This is a genomic window from Klebsiella sp. MBT K-1, from assembly GCF_002556465.1.
Classification (GTDB): domain Bacteria; phylum Pseudomonadota; class Gammaproteobacteria; order Enterobacterales; family Enterobacteriaceae; genus Klebsiella; species Klebsiella grimontii.
This window is the reverse complement of record NZ_PDEL01000008.1, coordinates 141911-163813: the sequence shown is the minus strand read 5'-3', so window position 1 is coordinate 163813 and position 21903 is coordinate 141911. Positions and strand designations below refer to the sequence as shown.

Below are 21903 nucleotides of genomic sequence, written 5' to 3'. Positions count from 1 at the left end.
GGATACAACGCCTATGAAACCACGTCAGCGCCAGGCAGCCATTCTCGAGCACCTGCAATCGCAGGGCAAATGCTCGGTCGAAGAGCTGGCGCAACACTTCGACACCACCGGCACGACCATCCGTAAGGATCTGGTGATCCTTGAGAATGCCGGTACCGTTATCCGCACCTACGGCGGCGTGGTGTTAAATAAAGACGAGGCCGACCCGCCCATCGACCACAAAACGCTGATCAACACCCATAAAAAAGAGCGGATTGCCGAAGCCGCGGTCAGCTTTATTCACGATGGCGACTCGATCATTCTTGATGCCGGCAGCACCGTACTGCAAATGGTGCCGATGCTCAGCCGCTTCAACAACATCACCGTGATGACCAACAGCCTGCATATCGTCAACGCCCTCTCCGAACTGGATAATGAGCAAACCATCCTGATGCCGGGCGGCACATTCCGCAAGAAATCGGCCTCTTTTCACGGCCAGCTGGCGGAAAACGCCTTCGAACAATTCAGCTTCGACCGCCTGTTTATGGGCACCGACGGGATTGATTTAATCGCCGGCGTCACCACCTTTAATGAGGTTTATACGGTCAGCAAAGCGATGTGCAATGCCGCCCGCGAAGTTATCCTGATGGCCGACTCGTCAAAGTTTGGCCGTAAAAGTCCCAATATCGTCTGCGGCCTCGAGAGCGTGGACAAACTGATTACCGATGCCGATATCAGCCCGGAATTTAAGCGGGCGCTGGAAGACAAAGGCATCGAAGTCATCATTACTGGAGAACATCATGAGTAACTTTCTGTTAGAAGCCGGACGCCAGACCCTAATGCTGGAGCTTCAGGAGGCGAGCCGCCTGCCTGAACGCCTGGGCGACGACTTCATCCGCGCGGCGGAAACCATCATCCACTGCGAGGGCAAACTGGTGGTCTCCGGTATCGGCAAATCGGGCCATATTGGTAAAAAGCTGGCCGCCACCTTCGCCAGTACCGGCACCCCGGCATTTTTCGTCCACCCGGCGGAAGCGCTGCACGGCGATCTCGGGATGCTCGACAGCCGCGACGTGATGCTGTTTATCTCCTACTCCGGCAGCGCCAAAGAGCTGGATCTTATCGTCCCGCGCCTGGAGGAAAAGTCGATTCCGCTGCTGGCGATGACCGGTAAATCCACGTCGCCGCTGGCGCTGGCGGCGAAAGCGGTGCTCGATATCGCGGTGGAACGCGAAGCCTGCCCGATGCACCTCGCCCCAACCTCCAGCACCGTCAATACCCTGATGCTCGGCGACGCGCTGGCGATGGCGGTGATGCAGGCCCGCGGCTTTAACGAAGAAGATTTTGCCCGTTCGCACCCGGCTGGGGCGCTGGGCGCGCGGCTGCTGAACAAGGTTCACCATCTGATGCGCCGTGACGGCGACGTGCCGCGCGTAGACGTCGACACCAGCGTGATGGACGCGATGCTCGAACTCAGCCGCACCGGCCTGGGGCTGGTGGCGGTCTGCGATGAGCAAAATCACGTGCAGGGCGTGTTTACCGACGGCGACCTGCGCCGCTGGCTGGTGGGCGGCGGCAGCCTGCAGGATATCGTCAGCCAGGCGATGACCCGCAACGGCGTCACCCTGCAGGCGGAAAGCCGCGCGATAGAAGCCAAAGAACGCCTGATGAAGCACAAAATCAGCGCCGCTCCGGTAGTGGATGAAAACGGCCAGCTGGTCGGCGCGATTAACCTGCAGAACTTTTATCAGGCCGGGATCCTTTAAGGCCCAGACGCTTCGCCAGCCGGTGCAGGTTGGCGACATCGAGCCCCAGCGCGCGGGCGGCGGCAGCCCAGCTGCGGCCGTTAGCCGCCAGCGCGCTGGCTATCGCTTCGCGCTGGAACGCCTCCGTCGCCTCGCGCAGGCTCACCGCTTCCGCCGCCGGCTGCGGGCTGACGCCCGGCAAGGCCGGCACTTCCCCGGCCAGCTGAAAATGCCGCGGCTCCAGCACGATGTCATTACCCGCCTGCGTCGCCCGCGCCAGCACCACCGCCCGATGAATCGCGTGCTCCAGCTCGCGCACGTTGCCCGGCCACGGCCAGGCCAGCAGTCTGGCCCGCGTCGCCTCGCTTAAAATCACCTGCGCCAGCCCCATGCGCAAACGGCACTGTTCGCAGAAATAGCCGGCCAGCAGCACCACGTCATTTTCCCGCTCGCGCAGCGCCGGAACCGATAGCGGAAACACGCTCAGACGATGATACAGATCGGCGCGAAAACGCCCCTCCACCACCTCCTGACGCAGGTCGCGGTTGGTGGCCGCCAGCACCCGCACATCAACCCGCAGACTGCGATCGTCGCCGACGCGCTGAATATCGCCATACTGCAGCACCCGCAGCAGCTTGGCCTGCAGCGCCAGCGACAGCTCGCCGATTTCATCGAGGAACAGCGTCCCGTTGTCCGCCATTTCAAATTTACCGCTGCGGTTGCTGATCGCCCCGGTAAACGCCCCTTTAACGTGACCAAACAGCTCGCTCTCCGCCACGCTCTCCGGCAGGGCCGCGCAGTTAAGGTACACCAGCGGATTGGCCGCCCGCGGCGATCCCTGATGCACCGCTTTCGCCACCAGCTCTTTGCCGGTGCCGGTCTCGCCGCTGATCAGCACGTTCAGATCGGACGCCGCGACGATGTCGATCTCTTTTTTCAGCTGCAGCATCGGCGCCGACAGGCCAATGATCTCCTGACGTTCGGCTGGCGGATACACGATAGCCTGCTCCGGCAGCACGTTTTGGCTCTCCAGCCGGGCGATCAGCAGCGCGTTATTGAGCGCCCCGGCCACCAGGGCGGCAATCAGCCGCAGCTCCTCGTCGCTGAAGCTGTCAAAACGGTCCGCATCCATGCCGTCGAGGGTCAGCGCGCCGATCAGGGTTTGCCCGGCAAACAGCGGCAGGCCGACGCAGGCGTGCACCTTCAGGCTCTCCTGACCGGGGATCAGGCCATCGTAAGGGTCCGGCAGGCTGCTATCCGCCGGGAAGCGCACCACGTCCCCCGCGCGGGCAATCGCCTCCAGCCGCGGGTGGCCTTCAAGGGCAAAGCGCCGGCCAAGCACGTCCTGGGCCAGGCCATCAATCGCCAGCGGCACAAACTGGTGCGCTTCGTAACGCAGCAGCGCCGAAGCATCGCAGCCGAGTATCTGCCGCAGGGTGGTAATCAGCCGGGAAAAACGGTCGGCGTGGCCGAGATCGCTTTGTAAATCAATGGCGATTTTCGCCAGGGCCTCGACGGAGAAACTCATTGTCGCCTCATAGTCATTCTGACAATCCACATAGTCATATCGACTATTTTAACCATTGTCATTTTGACATCAACAGATTTATCGGAAAATAAAAAACACATTAAATTCAATAAATTAAAAACATGGCACGCATCTTGATATAAGCAAAATATCTTTTTTGAACAACGCTGAATTAATTGAGGTTGCTATGTCTATTCTGGTTAAAAATAACATTCATTGGGTTGGCCAACGCGACTGGGAAGTGCGTGATTTCCACGGGACTGAATACAAAACGCTGCGCGGCAGCAGCTACAACAGCTATCTCATCCGGGAAGAAAAAAATGTGCTGATCGATACCGTCGATCATAAATTCAGTCGCGAATTCGTGCAGAACCTGCGCGGTGAAATCGACCTCGCCGATATCGATTACATCATTATCAACCATGCGGAAGAGGACCATGCCGGCGCGCTGACCGAACTGATGACGCAAATCCCGGATACCCCGATCTACTGCACCGCCAACGCTATCGACTCCATTACCGGCCACCACCATCACCCGGAGTGGAACTTTAAGGTGGTGAAAACCGGCGACAGCCTGGATATCGGCAACGGCAAACAGCTGATTTTCGTCGAAACCCCGATGCTGCACTGGCCGGATAGCATGATGACCTATATGACCGGCGACGCGGTGCTGTTCAGCAACGACGCCTTCGGCCAGCACTACTGCGATGAGCATCTGTTTAATGATGAAGTTGACCAGGTTGAGCTTTATGAACAGTGCCAGCGCTACTACGCCAACATTCTGACCCCGTTCAGCCGCCTGGTGACGCCGAAAATTAGTGAAATCCTCGGCTTCAACCTGCCGGTAGATATGATTGCCACCTCCCACGGCGTGGTCTGGCGCGATAACCCGACGCAGATCGTCGAAAAATATCTCGAGTGGGCGGCGGATTATCAGGAAGACCGCATCACCATTTTCTACGACACCATGTCCAACAACACCCGCATGATGGCCGACGCGATCGCCCAGGGCATTACCGACGTGGACCCCCGCGTGGCGGTGAAAATTTTCAACGTCGCCCGCAGCGATAAAAACGACATTCTGACCAACGTGTTCCGCTCGAAGGGCGTGCTGGTCGGCACCTCCACCATGAACAACGTGATGATGCCGAAAATAGCAGGGCTGGTGGAAGAGATGACCGGCCTGCGTTTTCGTAACAAGCGCGCCAGCGCCTTTGGCTCCCACGGTTGGAGCGGCGGCGCGGTTGATCGCCTGTCCACGCGTTTACAGGATGCAGGCTTTGAAATGTCCCTGAGCCTGAAGGCCAAATGGCGCCCGGACCTTGACGCGCTGGAATTGTGCCGCGAACACGGTCGTCAAATCGCCCGCCAGTGGGCCCTCTCCCCGCTGCCGGCGAGCGAGGCGCAACCAGCCGCGCCTGAAGTAACGCCCTGCGCCGCGCCCGCGGTAGCCGATCTCGGCCCGAAAATGCAGTGCAGCGTTTGCCAGTGGATTTACGACCCCGAACAGGGCGAACCGAACCAGGACGTTCAGCCGGGTACACCCTGGAGCGAAGTCCCGGATAACTTCCTCTGCCCTGAATGTTCGCTGGGTAAAGATGTGTTTGATGTGCTGGCGTCGGAGGCAAAATGAGTGATGGCATCGTCATCATCGGCTCGGGCTTCGCGGCCCGTCAGTTGGTGAAAAATATTCGCAAGCAGGACCCGAACATCCCGCTGACCCTGATCGCCGCCGACAGCATGGATGAGTACAACAAACCGGATCTCAGCCATGTGGTCAGCCGCGGGCAGAACGCCGACGATCTGACCCTGCAAACGGCGGGTGAGTTTGCCGAGCAGTACAATCTGCGCCTGTTTCCGCATACCTGGGTCAGCGATATCGACGCCGATAATCAGGTTGTGAAGAGCCAGGACCGCGAGTGGCGCTATGACAAACTGGTGCTGGCCACCGGCGCGACGCCGTTTATCCCGCCGGTGCCGGGCCGCGAGCTGATGCTGACCCTCAACAGCCAGCGGGAATACGGCGCGGCGCAAAGCCAGCTGCGCGATGCAAAAAGGGTGCTGATCGTCGGCGGCGGGCTGATTGGCTGCGAGCTGGCGATGGATTTCTGCCGCGCCGGCAAAGCGGTGACAGTGGTGGATAACTCCGCCAGCGTGCTGTCGGCGCTGATGCCGCCGGAAGCCAGCAGCCGACTGCAGCATCGTCTGACCGACATGGGCGTGGATCTGATGCTGAAGTCGCAGCTGCAAAGCCTGGCGCAGAACGCCGACGGAATTCGCGTCACTCTTGACCGCCAGCGTACGCTGACGGTGGATGCGGTGGTCGCCGCCGCCGGTTTGCGCCCGGAAACGGCGCTGGCGCGGCATGCGGGTCTGCAGACGCACCGCGGAGTGGTGGTGAACAGCCAGCTACAAACCAGCCATCCGGCAATTTACGCCCTCGGCGATTGCGCGGAAATCAACGGCATGGTCCTGCCGTTCCTGCAGCCGATTCTGCTGAGCGCCATGTGCCTGGGGAAAAATCTGCTGACTCAGCAGGGAGAACTGAAGCTGCCGCCGATGCTGGTGAAGGTTAAAACGCCGGATTTACCGCTACACCTGGCGGGCGATACCCGGCGCGAGGATCTGACGTGGCATATCGTTGCCGCCAAAGACGGCCTGGTCGCGAAAGGCGTTGACGCCGAAAACCAGCTGCGCGCTTTTGTGGTCAGCGAGGATCGTATGAAAGACGCCTTTGCGCTGCTCAAGCAGTTGGTGAGTTAGCCTGTATGAACTGACGTTATTCCCGGGTCGCGGCGTAAACGCCTTACCCGGGCTACCCAGCCGCGCATACAGATTCACAGCAGCCTGCGGTCCTGTAGCCCGGGCAGGCGCTTTGCGCCACCCCCGGGAGCAGCGCGCAGAGTGGCATAATTTCCCGGAGGCGATGCTTGCGCATCTGTCCGGGCTACCGGCCAGCAGATGGCCATTAATCTGTAGCCCGGCTAAGCGCAGCGCGAGCCGGGGAAATGCCCAACCTACCGCGCCAGGTTATCGTATCCGCGCCAGCGGTAGTTGAGCACCGACAGCACCCAGCAAGCCACGAACAGCCCGACCACCACAAAACCGGCGTCGCCGAGATGGTCATTCAATGCGCCGATCCAGCGCCAGACGCCGCCGCTGAGGGAAAACTTATCCATCACCAGTCCCAGCGCTTCCAGGCCGCCGATAAACAGCGCCACCACCACCGAGGTGCCGGTAATGGTCATATTGTAATAGAGCTTACGCTGCGGCTTACTGAACGCCCAGCCGTAGGCGCCGACCATCAGCACGTTATCAAGCGTATCCACCAGCGCCATCCCGCTAGCGAACAGCGCCGGAAAAACCATAATCGACCAAATCGACATCCCGCTCGACGCGCTGGCGGCTGAGATCCCCAGCACGCCGATTTCCGTCGCCGTATCAAAGCCGAGGCCAAACAGAAAGCCCACCAAATACATCTGCCAGCTGCGGTTAATCAGGCGGAAGGTTTTCCCGAACACCCAGCTCATCATGCCGCCGCCGGTCATGACCTCATCGCTCACCTTTTCGCCCTGCTTCCACGCCCGAAAGCTGCGCCAGACGCTGCGCAAAATGACCAGATTGATAAACGCCATAGCCAGCAGGAACAGCGCCGACACGGCAGTGCCGATAACGCTGCCGGTCTCGTGAAACCAGCTCATCTGCTGGCCAAACGCGGTGGCGGTCGCGGCAATCGCCGCCGACGCCAGCACCACAATCGACGAATGTCCCAGCGAGAACCACGCGCCAACGGCAAAAGGCCGCTTCCCCTGCTGCATCATTTTGCGGGTCACGTTGTCGATCGCCGCGATATGGTCGGCGTCCACCGCGTGGCGCAGACCGTAACCCCAGGCCAGCAGGCTGGCGGCCATCAGCGCGCCGCTGCCGCCGAACGCCGCAAACGCCCAGCCCCAGGCCAGCAAATTGGCGGCAATCAATGCCAGCACCAGCGCCGCTGCGCGCGGCTGCTGACGCAAAATCGTCACTATCATGTCGGTGTCCTTTAAGCCTGCAGGCGGGCCGCAGCGATAACCGCCTGGCCGAGGGCAATCGCGCCATCGCCTGCGGGCAGCTGCTGCGGAAAGAGCAGAGTAAAATCGGCCAGATAAAAGGTCAATCGCGCCGTCAGCAGGCGGTTGTGCAGTACCCCACCGCCGAAGGCCAGCGTGTGAATATTGCGCGCGTTCGCGTAATCGCGCATCATCGCCGCCAGCCCGCGGGCCAGCGCATCATGAAAGGCCCAGGCTTTTTGCGCCGGACTCGCCTGCCAGCTCAGCCACCGCTGCCAGAACGTCGCCAGATCCAGTTTTCCATCGCGCCACGGCAGCGTCGCCGGGTGATCAACCCCTTCGCAGGTCGCCGCCAGCGCTTCCAGACGGCACGCCGCTTCCCCCTCATAGCTCAGGGTGAGCGGGGCGCAGCCCAGCGCGCAGGCGACGGCATCAAACAGCCGTCCGCACGACGACGCTTTGGGCGCATTTATGCCGCGCTCAATCGCTCGCGCCAGCAGCGGCCAGTTTTGCTGACGCAGTGCGGCGGTTGCAGGATAATCTTGCCAGTCAGGGACAAATGCCAGGCAGTGGGCGAGCAGATTGCGCCACGGCTGACGCGCCGCGAGGTCGCCGCCGGGCAGCGCCACCGCCGGCAGCCCGCCAAGACGCTCGCACTCGCGATAGTTGACCCGCAGGCATTCGCCGCCCCACAGCTCGCCGTTCTCCCCCATCCCGATACCGTCGAGGGTCAGGGCAATCACGTCGCCGCCGTCCAGCGGCCAGCGATGCTCGGCCATGCAGGCGGCAGCGTGGGCATGATGATGCAACACGCGCTCCACCGGTAGCGCCAGCGACGCCGCCCACCGCGAAGCGCGGTAGCCGGGATGGGCGTCAGCCACCACCCGCTGCGGGGTAAAAGCGTAAATCTCCTGCATCAGACGCAGCGCCTGTCGCCACTGCTCTTCGACGCCCTCGTCGTCGAGATCGCCAAAATGCTGGCTGAGCACCGCTTCATCGCCGCGCAGCAGGCAGAAGGTATTTTTCATCTCCGCGCCGAGGGCCAGCAGCGGCGGCGCGTCGCAAAAGCCCGGCGGCAGCGCCAGCGCGTCCGGCACGTAGCCGCGGGCGCGACGCAGCATCTCGCCGCTTTGCCGTACTACAGAATCATCCATCCGCTGCACAATCTCGCGGTTATGCAGCAGAAAACCGTCGGCAATTTCGGCTAAATCCGCCAGCGCCTCGGCGTTGGTTAACGCCGGCGGGCGACCGCTGAGGTTGCCGGAGGTCATCACTAATGGGCGCGCCAGCGCCTGCGAAAGTAAATGCTGCAGTGGATTAGACGGCAGCATCCCCCCTACTTCCGCAAGCCCTGGCGCAATCAGGTCGCACAGGCCAGCCACCTGCGCTTTGTCCAGCAGCACGATCGGCGCGGCGGGAGAGGTCAGCAGCGTCACCGCTGGTCCGCTGAGCCCTGCCGTCGTCGCCAGCATCACCGCCAGCGGTTTCGCCGGGCGATGCTTGCGCGCCCGCAGCGTCGCCACGGCAGCGCGATTTCCGGCATCGCACACTAGATGAAAACCGCCCAGCCCCTTCACCGCCACGATATCACCCGCCCGCAGGCGAGTAATCGCCGCGTCTAAAGCGGCCTCACCAAATAAATGCCCCTTCGGGCCGCGCCACTCCAGCCGCGGGCCGCACTCGGCGCAGGCCACCGGCTGCGCGTGAAAGCGGCGATCGGCGGGATGGCGATACTCCGCCGCGCAGGCGGGGCAAAGAGGAAACGGCGACATAGCGGTCAGCGGGCGGTCGTAGGGCATGGCGCGAATAATGGTAAAGCGCGGCCCGCAGTGGGTGCAGTTGATAAACGGATAGCGGTAGCGGCGATCCTGCGGGTTGTTCATCTCCGCCAGGCATGCCGGGCAGGTGGCGGCATCGGGCACGATCTGCGTGCGCATGCTCCCGGCCCCGCTCTGGCGGATGGTGAAATTCAGCGGCGCGACGGCCCAGACAAACGGCTGAGTTTCTGTGCTATCGATACGCGCCAGCGGCGGGCAGCGGCGGGTTAACGCGCTGAGAAAGGCCGCATCATCGCCGACAAGGCGCACCAGCACGCCGTCGCCGTCGTTGCACACGTCGCCGCGCACTCCCAGCTGCTGCGCCAACTGCCAGACGAAGGGGCGGAATCCCACCCCCTGCACTTTACCGCGAATGCGGATCTGCACCCCGTTCATTGCGCGGCCGGATTACCAGGCCAGCGCGGTGCGGCGGCGTTTTTCGATATTCATCTGTTCGAGCCTGTTGCGGTCGACGCAAATCAGCGCGTGGGTCGGACAGGCGTCCATACAGGCCGGGCCTTCCTCACGGTGATAGCACAGGTCGCATTTGTTGGCTTCGGCTTTTTCCGCTATCACGTTCAGCCCCGCGCCGCTGTGGCGAATAACCGGGCGCACCACCACTTCCATGGCGCCGTACGGGCAGGCCACCACGCAGGTTTTGCAGCCGATGCAGCGCTCCTGCATCACGTGGACGAAGCCCTGGTCGCGGCTGATGGCGCCGTTCGGGCAGACGTTGGCGCACGGGGCGTCCTCACACTGACGACAGGCGGTGGCCGTCGACACGTTGACGCCTTTGATCACGTGAATACGCGGTAAAAAGGTTTTTGGCGTCAGCGCGGCGCAGTCCTGATTTTCCTGATGAGAGACCACGCAGGCCACTTCACAGGTGCGGCAGCCGATGCATTTGCTCGCGTCGGCGATAATGAAACGGTTCATCCATTTCTCCAGCTGTAAGAAGGTTACGCGCCGGAGTATGCATAATACGTTCCAACTTTTATCTTTCTGATATTAAAGGGGGTAATTACTGGAGAGACTGTCATCGTCAGTTGTGACGATGACAGCTGACGACGTCAGGCGTGCGGGCCGGGCACCATTGAGTCGCGTTCGATCAGCTCGCCGGGGAAGGTTTGCTGAAATTTTAAATCGCCGCCGTCGAGCATAAAGATCAGCCGGTTGATGCTCTCTTTGATCATCTCCGTCACCGGCACTTTGACGCTGGAGAGCGCCGGCACCATATACGGCGCCAGCACGATATCGTCAAAACCCACCACCGAGACCTGCTCCGGAACCTTAACGCCGAGCTGATGCAGCTGTTTCATCGCGCCAACCGCCATATCGTCGTTGCTCGCCACCAGCGCGCTGTAGCCGACGCGGCGCTGGCGCAGCGTTTCGACCCCCGCCGCGCCGGTTTCCGGCGTCCAGCGCCCTTCGACGATCAGATCGTTATTCACCGCAATGCTGTGGCGGGCCAGCGCGTCTTTATAGCCCGAGAGCCGCTCAACGCCGGTTGGCGAATCCAGCGAACCGGTAATAAACGCGATATCGCGATGGCCGAGCGCGATAAGCTTTTCCACCGCCATCGTCGCCGAGGCCTTTTGATCGGACCAGACGCAGTGGCTGGCGTTGCGGCGCAGGCGGCGGTTGAGCACCATGATCGGCCGCTCATGATTTTCGATAATCTCGTCCATCTCATCAACGCTGAGAAAGCGCGGATAGATAATAATCGCATCGCAGCGCAGATCGAGCAGATACTGAATCGCCTCGCGCTCCTCCTCCGCGCTGTGCTTGCCGTCGGCGAGGATCAGCTGCCGCCCTTTGTCTTCTGTCATCCGCGCCACGTGGTAAAGCAGTTCGCTGAAATAGACGCCGTGATAAAGGGTGTTGGTCACCACCAGCCCGAGGGTCTGCGTCTTTTTCGTCGCCAGATTGCGCGCCAGCAGATTCGGCCGGTAGCCGCTTTCGGCCACCGCCTGGAAGACGCGATCTTTGGTCTCCTGGCTGACATAGCCGTTCCCCGACAGCACCCGCGAAACGGTGGCCTTCGACACCCCCGCGCGCTTCGCGACCTCCAGCATTGTTGCCATGTGGTTATTCCTGTTGCCAATGTTGCCCGCAGTGTACTGCACGCGCGGCGCTTTTTCAGCATTTGCGCGTATCCCGCGCTGACGCACACTCCGCGATCAAAATCACAAAATCGAGATCTTATTTTTTTATTTCTTGTATGCATTCATGAAACTAATCATGATTTTGTGGAACCGGTTTCCTATATATGCATCATGCCGCTCCGCTTTCCGGCGCGGTGACAAGCCAGTACCCCATTGATAAACAGGATAAAATCCGATGTCTAAAAATTATGCAGCTCTGGCGCAGCAGGTTGTGGCGGCAATTGGCGGCGCAGATAACGTGGCCGCCGTCACCCACTGCATGACCCGCCTGCGTTTTGTGGTCAAAGACAACGAGCGGGTCGACAGCGCCACCCTCAAAGGGCTGAAAGGCGTACTCGGCGTCGTGCGTAGCGATAACCAGTGTCAGGTCATCATCGGCAATACCGTCTCCCAGGCCTACCGCGAGGTGGTCGCCCTGCTGCCGGGGGATCTGCGCCCTGTCGAACCGCAGGGGAAACCGCCGATCACCCTGAAGCGCATCGGCGCCGGGATCCTCGACGCGCTGATCGGCACCATGTCGCCGCTGATCCCGGCGATTATCGGCGGATCGATGGTCAAGCTGCTGGCGATGATCTTAGAGATGACCGGCGCGCTGCCGAAAGGCGCGCCAACGCTGACCATCCTGACGGTTATCGGCGACGGCGCGTTCTTCTTCCTGCCGCTGATGGTCGCGGCCTCCGCGGCGGTGAAATTTAAAACCAATATGTCGCTGGCGATTGCGATTGCCGGGGTGCTGGTGCACCCGAGCTTTATCGAGCTGATGGCCAAAGCCGCCCAGGGCGAGCACGTGGAGTTCGCCTTTATTCCGGTGACGGCGGTGAAATATACCTATACCGTGATCCCGGCGCTGGTGATGACCTGGTGCCTCTCTTATATCGAACGCTGGGTCGACCGTATCACCCCGGCGGTGACGAAAAACTTCCTTAAACCGATGCTGATCGTGCTGATTGCCGCCCCGCTGTCGATTCTGCTGATTGGCCCGCTCGGTATCTGGATCGGTAGCGCCATTTCCGCGCTGGTCTATACGATCCACAGCTACCTCGGCTGGCTGTCGGTGGCGATTATGGGCGCCCTGTGGCCGCTGCTGGTGATGACCGGGATGCACCGCGTCTTCACGCCGACTATCATTCAGACCATCGCCGAAACCGGCAAAGAGGGCATGGTGATGCCGTCGGAAATCGGCGCCAACCTGTCGCTGGGCGGCTCATCGCTGGCGGTGGCATGGAAAACCAAAAACCCTGAGCTGCGCCAGACGGCGCTGGCGGCCGCGGCTTCCGCGATTCTGGCGGGGATTTCCGAACCGGCGCTGTACGGCGTGGCGGTGCGGCTGAAGCGACCGCTTATCGCCAGCCTGATTAGCGGCTTTATCTGCGGCGCGGTGGCCGGCATTGCCGGGCTCGCCAGCCACTCGATGGCGGCGCCGGGCCTGTTCACCAGCGTCCAGTTTTTCGACCCGGCCAATCCGATGACCATCGTCTGGGTCTTTGGCGTCATGGCGCTGGCGGTGGTGCTGTCGTTTGTCCTGACGCTGATGCTCGGCTTTGAAGATATTCCGCAAGAAGAAGCCGCCGCCGACGCCAGACAGCGTCAGGCCGGCACCCAGGCTTCTCACGCCTGAACACCATTTTGTTAACGAGGTAACGCATGGCGACTTTTCCACAGGGATTTTTATGGGGCGGCGCGCTGGCCGCCAACCAGTCCGAAGGGGCATATCTGGAGGGCGGCAAAGGGCTGACCACCGTCGATATGATTCCTCACGGGGCTCACCGCCTCGCGGTCAAGCTGGGGCAGGAGAAACGCTTCGCGCTACGCGAAGATGAGTTCTACCCGAGCCACGAGGCGATCGATTTTTATCATCGTTATAAAGAAGATATCGCCCTGATGGCCGAGATGGGCTTTAGCGTCTTCCGCACCTCTATCGCCTGGAGCCGCCTCTTTCCTGAGGGCGATGAGCTGGAACCGAACCCGGAAGGGATCGCCTTCTACCGCTCGCTGTTCGAGGAGTGTAAAAAGCATAATATCGAGCCGCTGGTGACGCTGTGCCATTTCGACGTGCCGATGCACCTGGTCACCGAGTACGGCTCCTGGCGCAATCGTAAAATGGTGGAATTTTTCACCCGCTACGCCCGTACCTGTTTTGAAGCCTTTGATGGGTTAGTGAAATACTGGCTTACCTTCAATGAAATCAACATCATGCTGCATAGCCCATTCTCCGGCGCCGGTCTGGTGTTTGAAGAGGGGGAAAATCAGGAGCAGGTGAAATACCAGGCCGCCCATCATGAACTGGTCGCCAGCGCCTTAGCGACCAAAATCGCCCACGAGGTGAATCCGCAAAATCAGGTCGGCTGTATGCTGGCGGGCGGCAATTTCTACCCTTACTCCTGTAAGCCGGAAGACGTGTGGATGGCGCTGGAGAAAGATCGCGAGAACCTGTTCTTTATCGATGTCCAGGCGCGCGGCGCGTATCCGGTGTGGGCGGCGCGGGTATTCCGCGAGAAAGGCGTGACCATCGCCAAAGAAGCGGGCGATGATGAAATCCTGCGCCATACCGTCGATTTCGTCTCCTTCAGCTACTACGCTTCGCGCTGCGCGTCGGCGGAGATGAACGCCGGCAACACCAGCGCCGCCAATATCGTTAAGTCGCTGAAAAACCCGTACATCAAAGCCAGCGAATGGGGCTGGGGCATCGACCCGCTCGGCCTGCGTATCACCATGAATATGATGTATGACCGCTACCAGAAACCGCTGTTCCTCGTGGAGAACGGTCTCGGCGCGTTCGATGAGATTGACGCTAACGGCGAGATCAACGACGACTACCGTATCAGCTATCTGCGCGAGCATATTCAGGCGATGGGCGACGCCATCGAAGATGGCATCCCGGTGATGGGCTATACCAGTTGGGGCTGTATCGATCTGGTGTCCGCCTCCACCGGCGAGATGAGCAAGCGCTACGGCTTTGTCTACGTTGACCGCGACGATGCCGGTCACGGCACGCTGGCGCGCAGGCGCAAGAAGTCGTTCTGGTGGTATAAGAAAGTGATTGCCAGCAACGGGGAAGATTTGGCGTAGAAATTTTCCCGGCTCGCGCTGCGCTTAGCCGGGCTACAGGTTCATCAACGCCCGCGGACCGGTAGCCCGGACAGATGCGCAGCATCGCCTCCGGGAATGATAAACGCTACGGGTGACAAAAGTAGCCGTAGCCCGGGTAAGGCGTTTACGCCGCGCCCCGGGAAAAAAAGTACACTTGCTCCCTCCTGGCCGAACTCCCGGCTTGCGCTGCGCTTAGCCGGGGAACTCCGGTTCCTCAGCGGCTTCCAGCGCCGCGAAACCGCCCTGCCCCTGCCAGCCATCAAGCCGCGCGTACACCGTCGCGACCGCGTCCTTGATCGGCTGGGTCATCGGATAATAAAAGCCGACGATATCCGGCTGAATGCCTAAGAAAATCACCTCGCCGACATCCTCTTTTAGCTGATCGATCAGATAGTTGAGCGGCATATTGTGGGTGGTCATCATAAACATCTCGGCGATATCGTCCGGGTCGACGATACGGATCTCGCCGGGGTTCAGGCCCATATCGGTAGCATCGACGATCAGCAGGCGCTCGGGGCGCAGCTCGCGAATGGCGACGATGTCGTTTTCCGGCGCGCTGCCGCCGTCAATCACCACCCACTCGCCGACGGGATTAGCCGCGCACATCTCCGCCAGCAGCGGGCCGGCGCCGTCGTCGCCCATCATACTGTTGCCGACACAGAGTAAAACGTCAGTCACGGAGTCTCCTCACCATCAGATAGATGGCGCTTTCCTGGTGAATATCATGCAGCATGCTGAGCAGGGTTTTGCTCCATGCCTGCTGCTCGGGGGTCTGCCGGGCCTGCGCTTTATCAAACGCGTTGGCCAGCATCGCCACATGATTGCTATCGATGACGATCTCGCCGTACTTCGGCACGCCTTCCATTTTGCGCCGCGCGACGCTGCCCTCTTCGAGGGTCGCAATCCACGCCAGATACGCCTGCCACGGGCAGCTCAGCGCCGCCTCCAGGCAGTCGATCACGCCGAGGTGGTGGCCAATCGCCAGGCTGTAATAGACCACCTGCTGCGCCTGGTCAGGCGTGGCGTCGTTCTCATCAATAAATTTACGGCTCAGTTGACTGAACACCACCGTCTCGCTCATCGGATACGCGCTCCTTCTACGACCTGGTTCAGATGGGTGACGATCTCGGTCAGACGCGGATCTTTTTCCGCCTCCAGCCAGCGCATCACCTGGCTATCGCCCTGCCCCAGCAGGCGCATATAGTCGTCGGCAATCTGCCGGCCGTAGCGATAGCCCGCCAGCCGGCGCGCTTCGCGATCGATGCGCACCCGCAGCGGCTGTACCATATCCGGGTGCAGGAGTTCGGTCGGCTGCTCGTCCTGCTCGCCCGGCACGCGGGCGTGGATTTTCTGTTCCAGCAGGCCCAGCGCCATCGCGAAGCCGTACAGCGTCGCGGCCGGGGTGGGCGGGCAGCCGGGAATATAGACATCCACCGGCACGATTTTATCGGTTCCGCCCCACACGCAATAAAGGTCGTGGAAGATGCCGCCGCTGTTGCCGCAGGCGCCATAGGAGATGCAGATTTTCGGATCCGGCGCGGACTGCCACGCGCGCAGCGCGGGAGAACGCATCGCCCGGGTCACCGCCCCGGTAAACAGCAGAATATCGGCGTGACGCGGCGACGGCACCACTTTGATCCCAAAGCGCTCGGCGTCGAACAGCGGCGACAGGGTGGCGAAAATCTCGATCTCGCAGCCGTTGCAGCCGCCGCAGTCCACCCGATAAACGTAGGCGGAACGCTTAATTTTCTTCAGCAGCGATGCCTTCATGCTGGCGATGGACTCATCCACCGTCATCGGCACCGGAATGCCGTTGTCATCGCGCGGGCCTAATAAGTTGCTCATCAGCTGGCCTCTCTCATATGGCGAGTCAGTTCAATACGATCGGACGGCACCAGGCACTTCTGGCGTTTGCACTCCGGGCAGGTCTCGAAGCTTTCGCGATGCAGCTCGGCGCGGCTATCGCCGTTGTGTTTGAGCAGCGCGATGGCATAGTCGATCTCTTTCTGTACGGCGAATGGGCGTTCACACACCCGGCAGTGGCAAATGGCAAAACGCGATTGCTGGAGAAAATCCTCTTTCTTCCATACCGCCAGCTCGTACTCCTGAGAGAGCTTAATCGCCGCCGTCGGGCAGACCTCTTCGCAGCGTCCGCAAAAGATGCAGCGCCCGAGGTTGAACTGCCACCCCAGCTGGTTGGCGGCCAGATCGGTCTCCACCGTCAGGGCGTTCGACGGGCAGGCGTTAACGCAGGCGGCGCAGCCGATGCACTGCTGCGGATTATGCTCCGGTTTGCCGCGGAAGTTTTTATCCACCGGCATCGGCTCCAGCGGGTATGAGTGCGTCGCGGTGCCGGTTTTGATGACTTTTTTAATAAAGGTAAACATGGCGATTCCTTATTTCAGCGGCGAGTTCTTACGCTCGATGCTGTAGCGCTCCAGCTCTTTGTACGGCACCACTTTGCTTTTCTTCTTGCGCACGTCGACCACGGTCATGCGGTCGGTACAGGAGTAGCACGGGTCGAGGCTGCCGATAATCAGCGGCGCGTCGGAAACGGTATTGCCGCGCAGCATATAGCGCAGGGTCGGCCAGTTGGCGTAGGTCGCCGCCCGGCAGCGCCAGCGGTACAGCTTCTGGTTGTCGCCGGTCATGCTCCAGTGGATATCATCCCCGCGCGGCGCTTCCGAGAAGCCGAGCGCGAAGCGGTGCGGAATATAGGTGAAGCCCTCCACCATCAGCGGGCCGCCCGGCAGGTTATCAAGGCCGAAGTCGATCATATTCAGCGCGGTATAGACTTCGTTGATACGCACCTTGAGGCGCGAAATCACGTCGCAGCCCTGCTCGCTGTGGACGGTCATCGGCAGCAGGCCGTAGCCGACAAACGGGTGATCGGCGCGGGTATCGCGGGCGTGGCCGCTGGCGCGCACCATCGGGCCGACGTTGCTGAAGTCGCGGGCGATTTGCGGGTCGAGACGACCGATTCCGACCGTGCGCTGCTCCATATTCGGCGTGCTGAGCAGCATGTCCACCAGCTCCTGCACGTCGCGGCGCATCTGCTGCGCCAGCTGGCGGGTCTGGATCATGTCCTCTTTCAGCAGATCGCGACGAATGCCGCCAATCAGGTTCAGGCCGTAGGTTTTACGCGCCCCGGTGAGAATTTCCGCCATCTTCATCGAGGTTTCGCGCACGCGGAAGAACTGCATAAACCCGGAGTCGAAGCCGGTGAAGTGGCAGGCGAGGCCGAGGTTCAGCAGGTGCGAGTGCAGGCGCTCCACCTCCAGCAGAATGGCGCGGATCATCTGCGCGCGCTCCGGCACCACGATGCCCATCGCGTTTTCCACCGAGGTGGTATAGGCGGTGCTGTGGGCGAAGCCGCAGATGCCGCACACGCGGTCCGAGAGGAAGGTGACTTCGTTGTAGCCCATGCGGGTTTCCGCCAGCTTTTCCATCCCGCGGTGGACGTAGAACAGGCGATAGTCGGCGTCGATAATATTCTCGCCGTCAACGAACAGGCGGAAGTGGCCCGGTTCGTCGGAGGTGACGTGCAGCGGGCCAATCGGCACCACGTTGTTCTTTTTAGTCCCCAGCTCGTTGATAAACTCGTAGGTTTCGGCGTCGGTGGTCGGCGCCGGACGCTGGCGGTAGTCCATGCTGTCTTTACGCAGCGGATAGAGTTCATCCGGCCAGTCGTCCGGCAGCACCAGCCGGCGCTCGTCCGGCAGCCCCACCGGCACCAGGCCGTACATATCGCGCACTTCGCGCTCGCCCCACACGGCGGCAGGCACGCGCGGCGTCACCGACGGGTATTCCGGTTTGTTGGCGTCCACCTCCACGCGCACGGTGATCCAGCATTTCGTGCCCTGCTCCATAGACAAGACGTAATAGACGGCGTAATGACCGTTCAGCTTGCGTTCGTCATTGCCGAACAGCACCGACAGCCAGCCGCCCTGCTTGTAATACAGGAACTCGACCACTTCCGGCAGATAGTTGACCTTTACCGTGACCGTCAGCTGGTCTTTGGTCTGCCAGGCTTCATCCAGCACCACGCCCGGAAAGGTTTGGTGCAGCGCGGCGAGATAATGTTGACCGATTTTTTCTTCAGACATGCTCAAACTCTCTTAAATCACGCCACCAGCAAGGAGACGAAGGCTAAAAAGGCAAAACCAAACCCGGCCCAGGTGACGCGGGAGGTGGCGCAAAAGCGCAGACGCGCCATGCTGTTTTCGAACAGCGCAATCACCAGCACGCCAAGCACCAGCTTGACGACGGCAACCACCAGCGCCAGCAGCAGACCGCCGACGCTAAAGCTGGTCATCTGTCCCCACGGGATAAATACGCCGACGAACATCTGCAGGACCACCAGCTGCTTGAGGCTGATGCCCCACTTCAGCACGCCGAAGCCGCTGCCGCTGTATTCCGAGAGCGGACCTTCCTGAAGCTCCTGCTCCGCTTCCGCCAGGTCGAACGGCAGCTTGCCCATTTCGATAAAAGTAGCGAAGGCGCAAGCGCACAACGCCAGAATCAGCGGAAGAGTGCGGGCGGTGGGCCAGTGGTAAATGGTGTCGGCGATGCTGCTGATATGGGTGGAACCGGCGACCTGCGCCGCGACCCACAGGCCGAGCAGCAGGATAGGCTCGACCAGCACGCCGAGCATCGCTTCGCGGCTCGCCCCGATAGCGGTAAACGGACTGCCGGTATCAAGGCCGGAGATAGCGAAGAAGAAACGGGCAATGGCGAACAGGTAGATCAGAGTGATCAGGTCCCCCAGCCCCGCCATCGGCGAGTCAACGGTCACCACCGGCAGCGCGGTGGCGATGGTCAGCATCACGCCGACCATCACGTACGGCGTCAGGCGGAAGACCCAGCCGGAAGCATCCGGGCCAACGCTCTGACGGCCCAGCAGCTTCAGGATATCCCGGTACTCCTGCAGCACACCCGGGCCGCGGCGGTTATGCAGACGCGCGCGGGCGACGCGGGTCACCCCGGACAACAGCGGCGCGACGGCGAACAGCACCAGCGCCTGCAACAATGCAATTAATACGCTCATTCTCAGGCTCCTCGGGAAATCACAATCACCACCAGTACCGCCAGCTCCACCAGCGCCACGCCGCGAAACAGCGCGGGCACGGAAGCGTTCTGCCAGCCGGGCACCAGGCGTACCGGGTTCAGCCAGTGGCGCAGCTTGAGAATCGGCGCAAAGGCTTCTTTCACCGGCATGGCGAAACCGTGGGCGGTCACCACCATGGATTTTTCATGGTCGTAACCGCAGACCCAGGCCGCGCCGCGGGAGCGCGCTGGCAGGCGATCGCCCTTGAAGAGGATCATCAGCAGCAGCGGCAGCAGCGGGCAGGCAATCAGCAGAATGGCGATCAGCGGCTGGGAGACCACGCTGGAGACCTCCGCCTGCACCGGAAACGCCCCGCTCACCAGCGGCAGCAGCCACGGCGCGGCAACCCCGCCAATCACGCAGCAAACGGCAGAAAGCACCACGCTAAAAGTCATCAGCCCCGGCGCGCAGGTAGCGTTTTCCGCCTCTTTACTGCGCGGCGCGCCGAGGAAGGTGACGCCGTAGACTTTCGCCATACACATCACCGCCAGGGCGCCGGTAATCGCCAGGCCCACCGCCAGCAGCGGCCCCAGCAGGCGGCCAACAAACGCGTCGCCGGTGCTCAGCTTGAAGAAGGACTGATAGATCACCCACTCCCCGGCAAAACCGTTCAGCGGCGGCAGCGCGGCCATCGCCATCAGGCCCACCAGCATGGAGAGCGAAATCAGCGGCATTTTCTTGCCGATGCCGCCGAGCTTTTCGATATCGCGATGACCGGTGCGGAACCACACTGCCCCCGCGCCGAGGAACAGGGTGGTTTTAAACAGGCTGTGGTTGATCAGGTGATACATGCCGCCGATAAAACCCAGCACCATCAGGGTCGGGTTATGGGTCGCCACGCCGGTGACGAACGCCCCGAGGCCGAGCAGGATAATGCCGATATTTTCCAGGGTGTGGTACGCCAGCAGGCGCTGAATATTGTGTTCCATCAGGGCGTACAGTCCGCCGACGAAGGCGGTGATCATCCCCAGCACCAGCAGCATCACGCCCCACCACAGCGGCGGTACGCTACCGGCCAGCGACACCGTCAGGATGCCGTAGAGACCGACCTTCATCACCACCGTGGAAAACAGCGCGGCGGCCGGCGCGCTGGCGCCGGCGTGAGCCTGCGGCGCCCAGCCGTGCAGCGGAATGACCCCGGCCAGCAGCGCAAAGCCGATCAGGCCTGGCAGCCACAGCAGCGCTTTTTGCGGTACCGCCAGCGCCAGCTGGTTAATCTGCGCCAGCTCAAGGGTGCCGTAGGACGACCACACCAGCCAGCAGCTCCACGCCATCAGCAGCGTACCCAGACGCCCCAACGCAAACCACAGCTTGCCGGACTGCGCGCAGCCGGTAAGAAACGCGGCGCACAGGGCCATAATCTCCGCCATCACCACCAGCGCGCCGAAGTTCGTCACCACCACCGCGCAGACGGCGGCGGCCAGCAGCAGATTCACCAGCAGGCCGTTGGCTTTGACCTGCGAGTGGCGATGCCAGGCGATATTGAACAGCGAAATCGGCAGCGCCGACAGGCCGATCGCCAGCAGCCACAGCGCGTTGACGCCGCCCACGCGCAGGGTCAGGTGCAGCATCTGCAGCATACCGCCGCTGACGCGCTCCGGCATCAGCAGCGCCGTTCCGCCCGCCAGCACCAGCATCGCGCTGGCGACCGCGCCGCCGATCCCGGCGATCGCCCCGCTCAGCGGTTTGCGCAGGGCGAACAGAAACGCCAGCACCGCGCTGGCGGCGTACCAGGCCACCGCCTGATTCACTAAGGAAATCACACTCATTTCACGTCCCCTTGTTGCGCCTGGAACAGCGACAGATCGCCGAGGTCGGTATTAAAAGTCAGCTGCCGCTTACGCTTGCTGGCCTGGGCGATATCGCGGATATCCACCAGCAGCAGCGCGTTGGTCGGGCAGGTACGAACGCACGCCGGGCCCTGCTCGTCGAAGTGGCACAGGTCGCATTTAACGGCGATAGCGCGCACGCCCGGCACCCAGTCGAGCAGCGTGCTGACGCGGGCCGGCGCCGGCGGCGCGGCGGGGGCCATGGGGGTATTGGCGTTAGCCGGTATATCCAGCGGACGGCTGCCGGAAAACTCAATGGCGCCGAACGGACAGGCGATGCCGCACAGCTTGCAGCTTACGCACAGGCTCTCGTTGAGCTGCACCGCGCCATCAACGCGATTAATGGCGTTAACCGGGCAGACGGCGGCGCAGGGCGCATCTTCACAGTGGTGGCACATCTGCGGCGCGGATTCTTTTTCATTGCGCATTAAATGCAACCGGGGCATGGCTTGCAGGCCATGCTGGCGGTGAGTCTCAGCGCAGGCGGCTTCGCAGGTGCGACAGCCGATACAGACGGTGGAGTCAGCAATTACAAAACGGTTCACCGGGTCATCCTCGGGTGAAAGTCATTTTTGACGAAAACAGGTTGCGCAG

The 21903-nt window shown here is 61.6% G+C and carries 19 protein-coding genes; 6 read left to right on the top strand and 13 right to left on the bottom strand.

What is annotated here, in order from left to right:
- Positions 1 to 13 precede the first annotated feature (13 nt).
- Together CMQ96_RS13955 and gutQ are read left to right on the top strand one after the other, a co-directional pair.
- A complete protein-coding gene (locus CMQ96_RS13955; RefSeq protein ID WP_024358437.1) occupies positions 14 to 787 on the top strand; it encodes a DNA-binding transcriptional repressor in 774 nt (257 codons plus the stop codon).
- Positions 780 to 1745, top strand: coding sequence for an arabinose-5-phosphate isomerase GutQ (gene gutQ / locus CMQ96_RS13950; protein ID WP_098066938.1), 966 nt, complete (start codon positions 780 to 782; stop codon positions 1743 to 1745). Before CMQ96_RS13955 ends, gutQ begins: the two co-directional genes overlap by 8 nt.
- Here gutQ and norR read toward each other — a convergent pair.
- Positions 1708 to 3252 carry a nitric oxide reductase transcriptional regulator NorR gene (gene norR, locus CMQ96_RS13945; RefSeq protein ID WP_098066937.1) on the bottom strand — a complete coding sequence of 515 codons (1545 nt, stop codon included), beginning with the start codon at positions 3250 to 3252 and terminating at the stop codon, positions 1708 to 1710. The two genes, gutQ and norR, sit on opposite strands and share 38 nt — an antisense overlap.
- A 187-nt stretch (positions 3253 to 3439) precedes the next feature.
- Here norR and norV point away from each other — a divergent pair, with 187 nt between their 5' ends.
- Both norV and norW read left to right on the top strand, forming a co-directional pair.
- Positions 3440 to 4885 carry an anaerobic nitric oxide reductase flavorubredoxin gene (gene norV / locus CMQ96_RS13935; protein WP_098066936.1) on the top strand — a complete coding sequence of 482 codons (1446 nt, stop codon included), beginning with the start codon at positions 3440 to 3442 and terminating at the stop codon, positions 4883 to 4885.
- A complete protein-coding gene (gene norW, locus CMQ96_RS13930; RefSeq protein WP_064410898.1) occupies positions 4882 to 6015 on the top strand; it encodes an NADH:flavorubredoxin reductase NorW in 1134 nt (377 codons plus the stop codon). The genes norV and norW overlap by 4 nt, the downstream gene beginning before the upstream one ends.
- A gap of 254 nt (positions 6016 to 6269) precedes the next feature.
- On the opposite strand, the gene CMQ96_RS13925 is transcribed toward norW, so the two are convergent.
- The 4 genes from CMQ96_RS13925 to CMQ96_RS13910 all read right to left on the bottom strand — a co-directional run bounded on the left by CMQ96_RS13925 (position 6270) and on the right by CMQ96_RS13910 (position 11202).
- Entirely contained in the window at positions 6270 to 7283 is a 1014-nt protein-coding gene (locus CMQ96_RS13925) for a HoxN/HupN/NixA family nickel/cobalt transporter (RefSeq protein WP_024358441.1), read from the bottom strand.
- 11 nt (positions 7284 to 7294) lie between these two features.
- Positions 7295 to 9514: a carbamoyltransferase HypF gene (gene hypF / locus CMQ96_RS13920; RefSeq protein WP_098066935.1), complete on the bottom strand. Its 2220-nt coding sequence runs from the start codon at positions 9512 to 9514 to the stop codon at positions 7295 to 7297.
- A 12-nt stretch (positions 9515 to 9526) separates the two neighbouring features.
- Positions 9527 to 10054, bottom strand: coding sequence for an electron transport protein HydN (hydN, locus tag CMQ96_RS13915; RefSeq protein WP_004124065.1), 528 nt, complete (start codon positions 10052 to 10054; stop codon positions 9527 to 9529).
- 134 nt (positions 10055 to 10188) lie between these two features.
- Positions 10189 to 11202: a LacI family DNA-binding transcriptional regulator gene (locus CMQ96_RS13910; protein WP_024358443.1), complete on the bottom strand. Its 1014-nt coding sequence runs from the start codon at positions 11200 to 11202 to the stop codon at positions 10189 to 10191.
- A 256-nt stretch (positions 11203 to 11458) separates the two neighbouring features.
- On the opposite strand from CMQ96_RS13910, the gene ascF reads away from it, so the two are divergent.
- Both ascF and CMQ96_RS13900 read left to right on the top strand, forming a co-directional pair.
- Positions 11459 to 12901, top strand: a complete 1443-nt coding sequence (gene ascF / locus CMQ96_RS13905; RefSeq protein ID WP_098066934.1) for a PTS cellobiose/arbutin/salicin transporter subunit IIBC — start codon at positions 11459 to 11461, stop codon at positions 12899 to 12901.
- A gap of 26 nt (positions 12902 to 12927) precedes the next feature.
- The gene (locus CMQ96_RS13900; RefSeq protein WP_098066933.1) at positions 12928 to 14352 is read left to right on the top strand and encodes a 6-phospho-beta-glucosidase; all 1425 of its coding nucleotides are present in this window, start codon (positions 12928 to 12930) and stop codon (positions 14350 to 14352) included.
- Positions 14353 to 14565: 213 nt separating this feature from the next.
- On the opposite strand, the gene hycI is transcribed toward CMQ96_RS13900, so the two are convergent.
- The 8 genes from hycI to CMQ96_RS13860 are packed head-to-tail and all read right to left on the bottom strand — an operon-like array spanning position 14566 to position 21854.
- The gene (hycI, locus tag CMQ96_RS13895; RefSeq protein WP_098066932.1) at positions 14566 to 15051 is read right to left on the bottom strand and encodes a hydrogenase maturation peptidase HycI; all 486 of its coding nucleotides are present in this window, start codon (positions 15049 to 15051) and stop codon (positions 14566 to 14568) included.
- Positions 15044 to 15454: a formate hydrogenlyase maturation HycH family protein gene (locus tag CMQ96_RS13890; RefSeq protein WP_004134344.1), complete on the bottom strand. Its 411-nt coding sequence runs from the start codon at positions 15452 to 15454 to the stop codon at positions 15044 to 15046. The genes hycI and CMQ96_RS13890 overlap by 8 nt, the downstream gene beginning before the upstream one ends.
- Positions 15451 to 16218, bottom strand: a complete 768-nt coding sequence (locus tag CMQ96_RS13885) for an NADH-quinone oxidoreductase subunit B family protein (RefSeq protein ID WP_004104846.1) — start codon at positions 16216 to 16218, stop codon at positions 15451 to 15453. Before CMQ96_RS13885 ends, CMQ96_RS13890 begins: the two co-directional genes overlap by 4 nt.
- On the bottom strand, positions 16218 to 16760 hold the full coding sequence (locus CMQ96_RS13880; protein ID WP_098066931.1) for a formate hydrogenlyase complex iron-sulfur subunit: 543 nt from the start codon (positions 16758 to 16760) through the stop codon (positions 16218 to 16220). Before CMQ96_RS13880 ends, CMQ96_RS13885 begins: the two co-directional genes overlap by 1 nt.
- 9 nt (positions 16761 to 16769) lie before the next feature.
- Positions 16770 to 18479 carry a formate hydrogenlyase subunit HycE gene (hycE, locus tag CMQ96_RS13875; protein WP_024358448.1) on the bottom strand — a complete coding sequence of 570 codons (1710 nt, stop codon included), beginning with the start codon at positions 18477 to 18479 and terminating at the stop codon, positions 16770 to 16772.
- Between the two features lie 17 nt (positions 18480 to 18496).
- Positions 18497 to 19420 carry a respiratory chain complex I subunit 1 family protein gene (locus CMQ96_RS13870; protein ID WP_024358449.1) on the bottom strand — a complete coding sequence of 308 codons (924 nt, stop codon included), beginning with the start codon at positions 19418 to 19420 and terminating at the stop codon, positions 18497 to 18499.
- Between the two features lie 2 nt (positions 19421 to 19422).
- Positions 19423 to 21249 carry a formate hydrogenlyase subunit 3 gene (hycC, locus tag CMQ96_RS13865; RefSeq protein ID WP_049088685.1) on the bottom strand — a complete coding sequence of 609 codons (1827 nt, stop codon included), beginning with the start codon at positions 21247 to 21249 and terminating at the stop codon, positions 19423 to 19425.
- The gene (locus tag CMQ96_RS13860; protein WP_049088683.1) at positions 21246 to 21854 is read right to left on the bottom strand and encodes a 4Fe-4S dicluster domain-containing protein; all 609 of its coding nucleotides are present in this window, start codon (positions 21852 to 21854) and stop codon (positions 21246 to 21248) included. The genes hycC and CMQ96_RS13860 overlap by 4 nt, the downstream gene beginning before the upstream one ends.
- Positions 21855 to 21903 lie beyond the last annotated feature (49 nt).

Excerpts from the sequence above, each read along its gene's own strand:
- CMQ96_RS13955 (WP_024358437.1), top strand. The coding sequence starts at position 14 with ATGAAACCACGTCAGCGCCAGGCAGCCATTCTCGAGCACCTGCAATCG.
- gutQ (WP_098066938.1), top strand. The coding sequence starts at position 780 with ATGAGTAACTTTCTGTTAGAAGCCGGACGCCAGACCCTAATGCTGGAG.
- norR (WP_098066937.1), bottom strand. The coding sequence starts at position 3,252 with ATGAGTTTCTCCGTCGAGGCCCTGGCGAAAATCGCCATTGATTTACAA.
- norV (WP_098066936.1), top strand. The coding sequence starts at position 3,440 with ATGTCTATTCTGGTTAAAAATAACATTCATTGGGTTGGCCAACGCGAC.
- norW (WP_064410898.1), top strand. The coding sequence starts at position 4,882 with ATGAGTGATGGCATCGTCATCATCGGCTCGGGCTTCGCGGCCCGTCAG.
- CMQ96_RS13925 (WP_024358441.1), bottom strand. The coding sequence starts at position 7,283 with ATGATAGTGACGATTTTGCGTCAGCAGCCGCGCGCAGCGGCGCTGGTG.
- hypF (WP_098066935.1), bottom strand. The coding sequence starts at position 9,514 with ATGAACGGGGTGCAGATCCGCATTCGCGGTAAAGTGCAGGGGGTGGGA.
- hydN (WP_004124065.1), bottom strand. The coding sequence starts at position 10,054 with ATGAACCGTTTCATTATCGCCGACGCGAGCAAATGCATCGGCTGCCGC.
- CMQ96_RS13910 (WP_024358443.1), bottom strand. The coding sequence starts at position 11,202 with ATGGCAACAATGCTGGAGGTCGCGAAGCGCGCGGGGGTGTCGAAGGCC.
- ascF (WP_098066934.1), top strand. The coding sequence starts at position 11,459 with ATGTCTAAAAATTATGCAGCTCTGGCGCAGCAGGTTGTGGCGGCAATT.
- CMQ96_RS13900 (WP_098066933.1), top strand. The coding sequence starts at position 12,928 with ATGGCGACTTTTCCACAGGGATTTTTATGGGGCGGCGCGCTGGCCGCC.
- CMQ96_RS13890 (WP_004134344.1), bottom strand. The coding sequence starts at position 15,454 with ATGAGCGAGACGGTGGTGTTCAGTCAACTGAGCCGTAAATTTATTGAT.
- CMQ96_RS13885 (WP_004104846.1), bottom strand. The coding sequence starts at position 16,218 with ATGAGCAACTTATTAGGCCCGCGCGATGACAACGGCATTCCGGTGCCG.
- CMQ96_RS13880 (WP_098066931.1), bottom strand. The coding sequence starts at position 16,760 with ATGTTTACCTTTATTAAAAAAGTCATCAAAACCGGCACCGCGACGCAC.
- hycE (WP_024358448.1), bottom strand. The coding sequence starts at position 18,479 with ATGTCTGAAGAAAAAATCGGTCAACATTATCTCGCCGCGCTGCACCAA.
- CMQ96_RS13870 (WP_024358449.1), bottom strand. The coding sequence starts at position 19,420 with ATGAGCGTATTAATTGCATTGTTGCAGGCGCTGGTGCTGTTCGCCGTC.
- hycC (WP_049088685.1), bottom strand. The coding sequence starts at position 21,249 with ATGAGTGTGATTTCCTTAGTGAATCAGGCGGTGGCCTGGTACGCCGCC.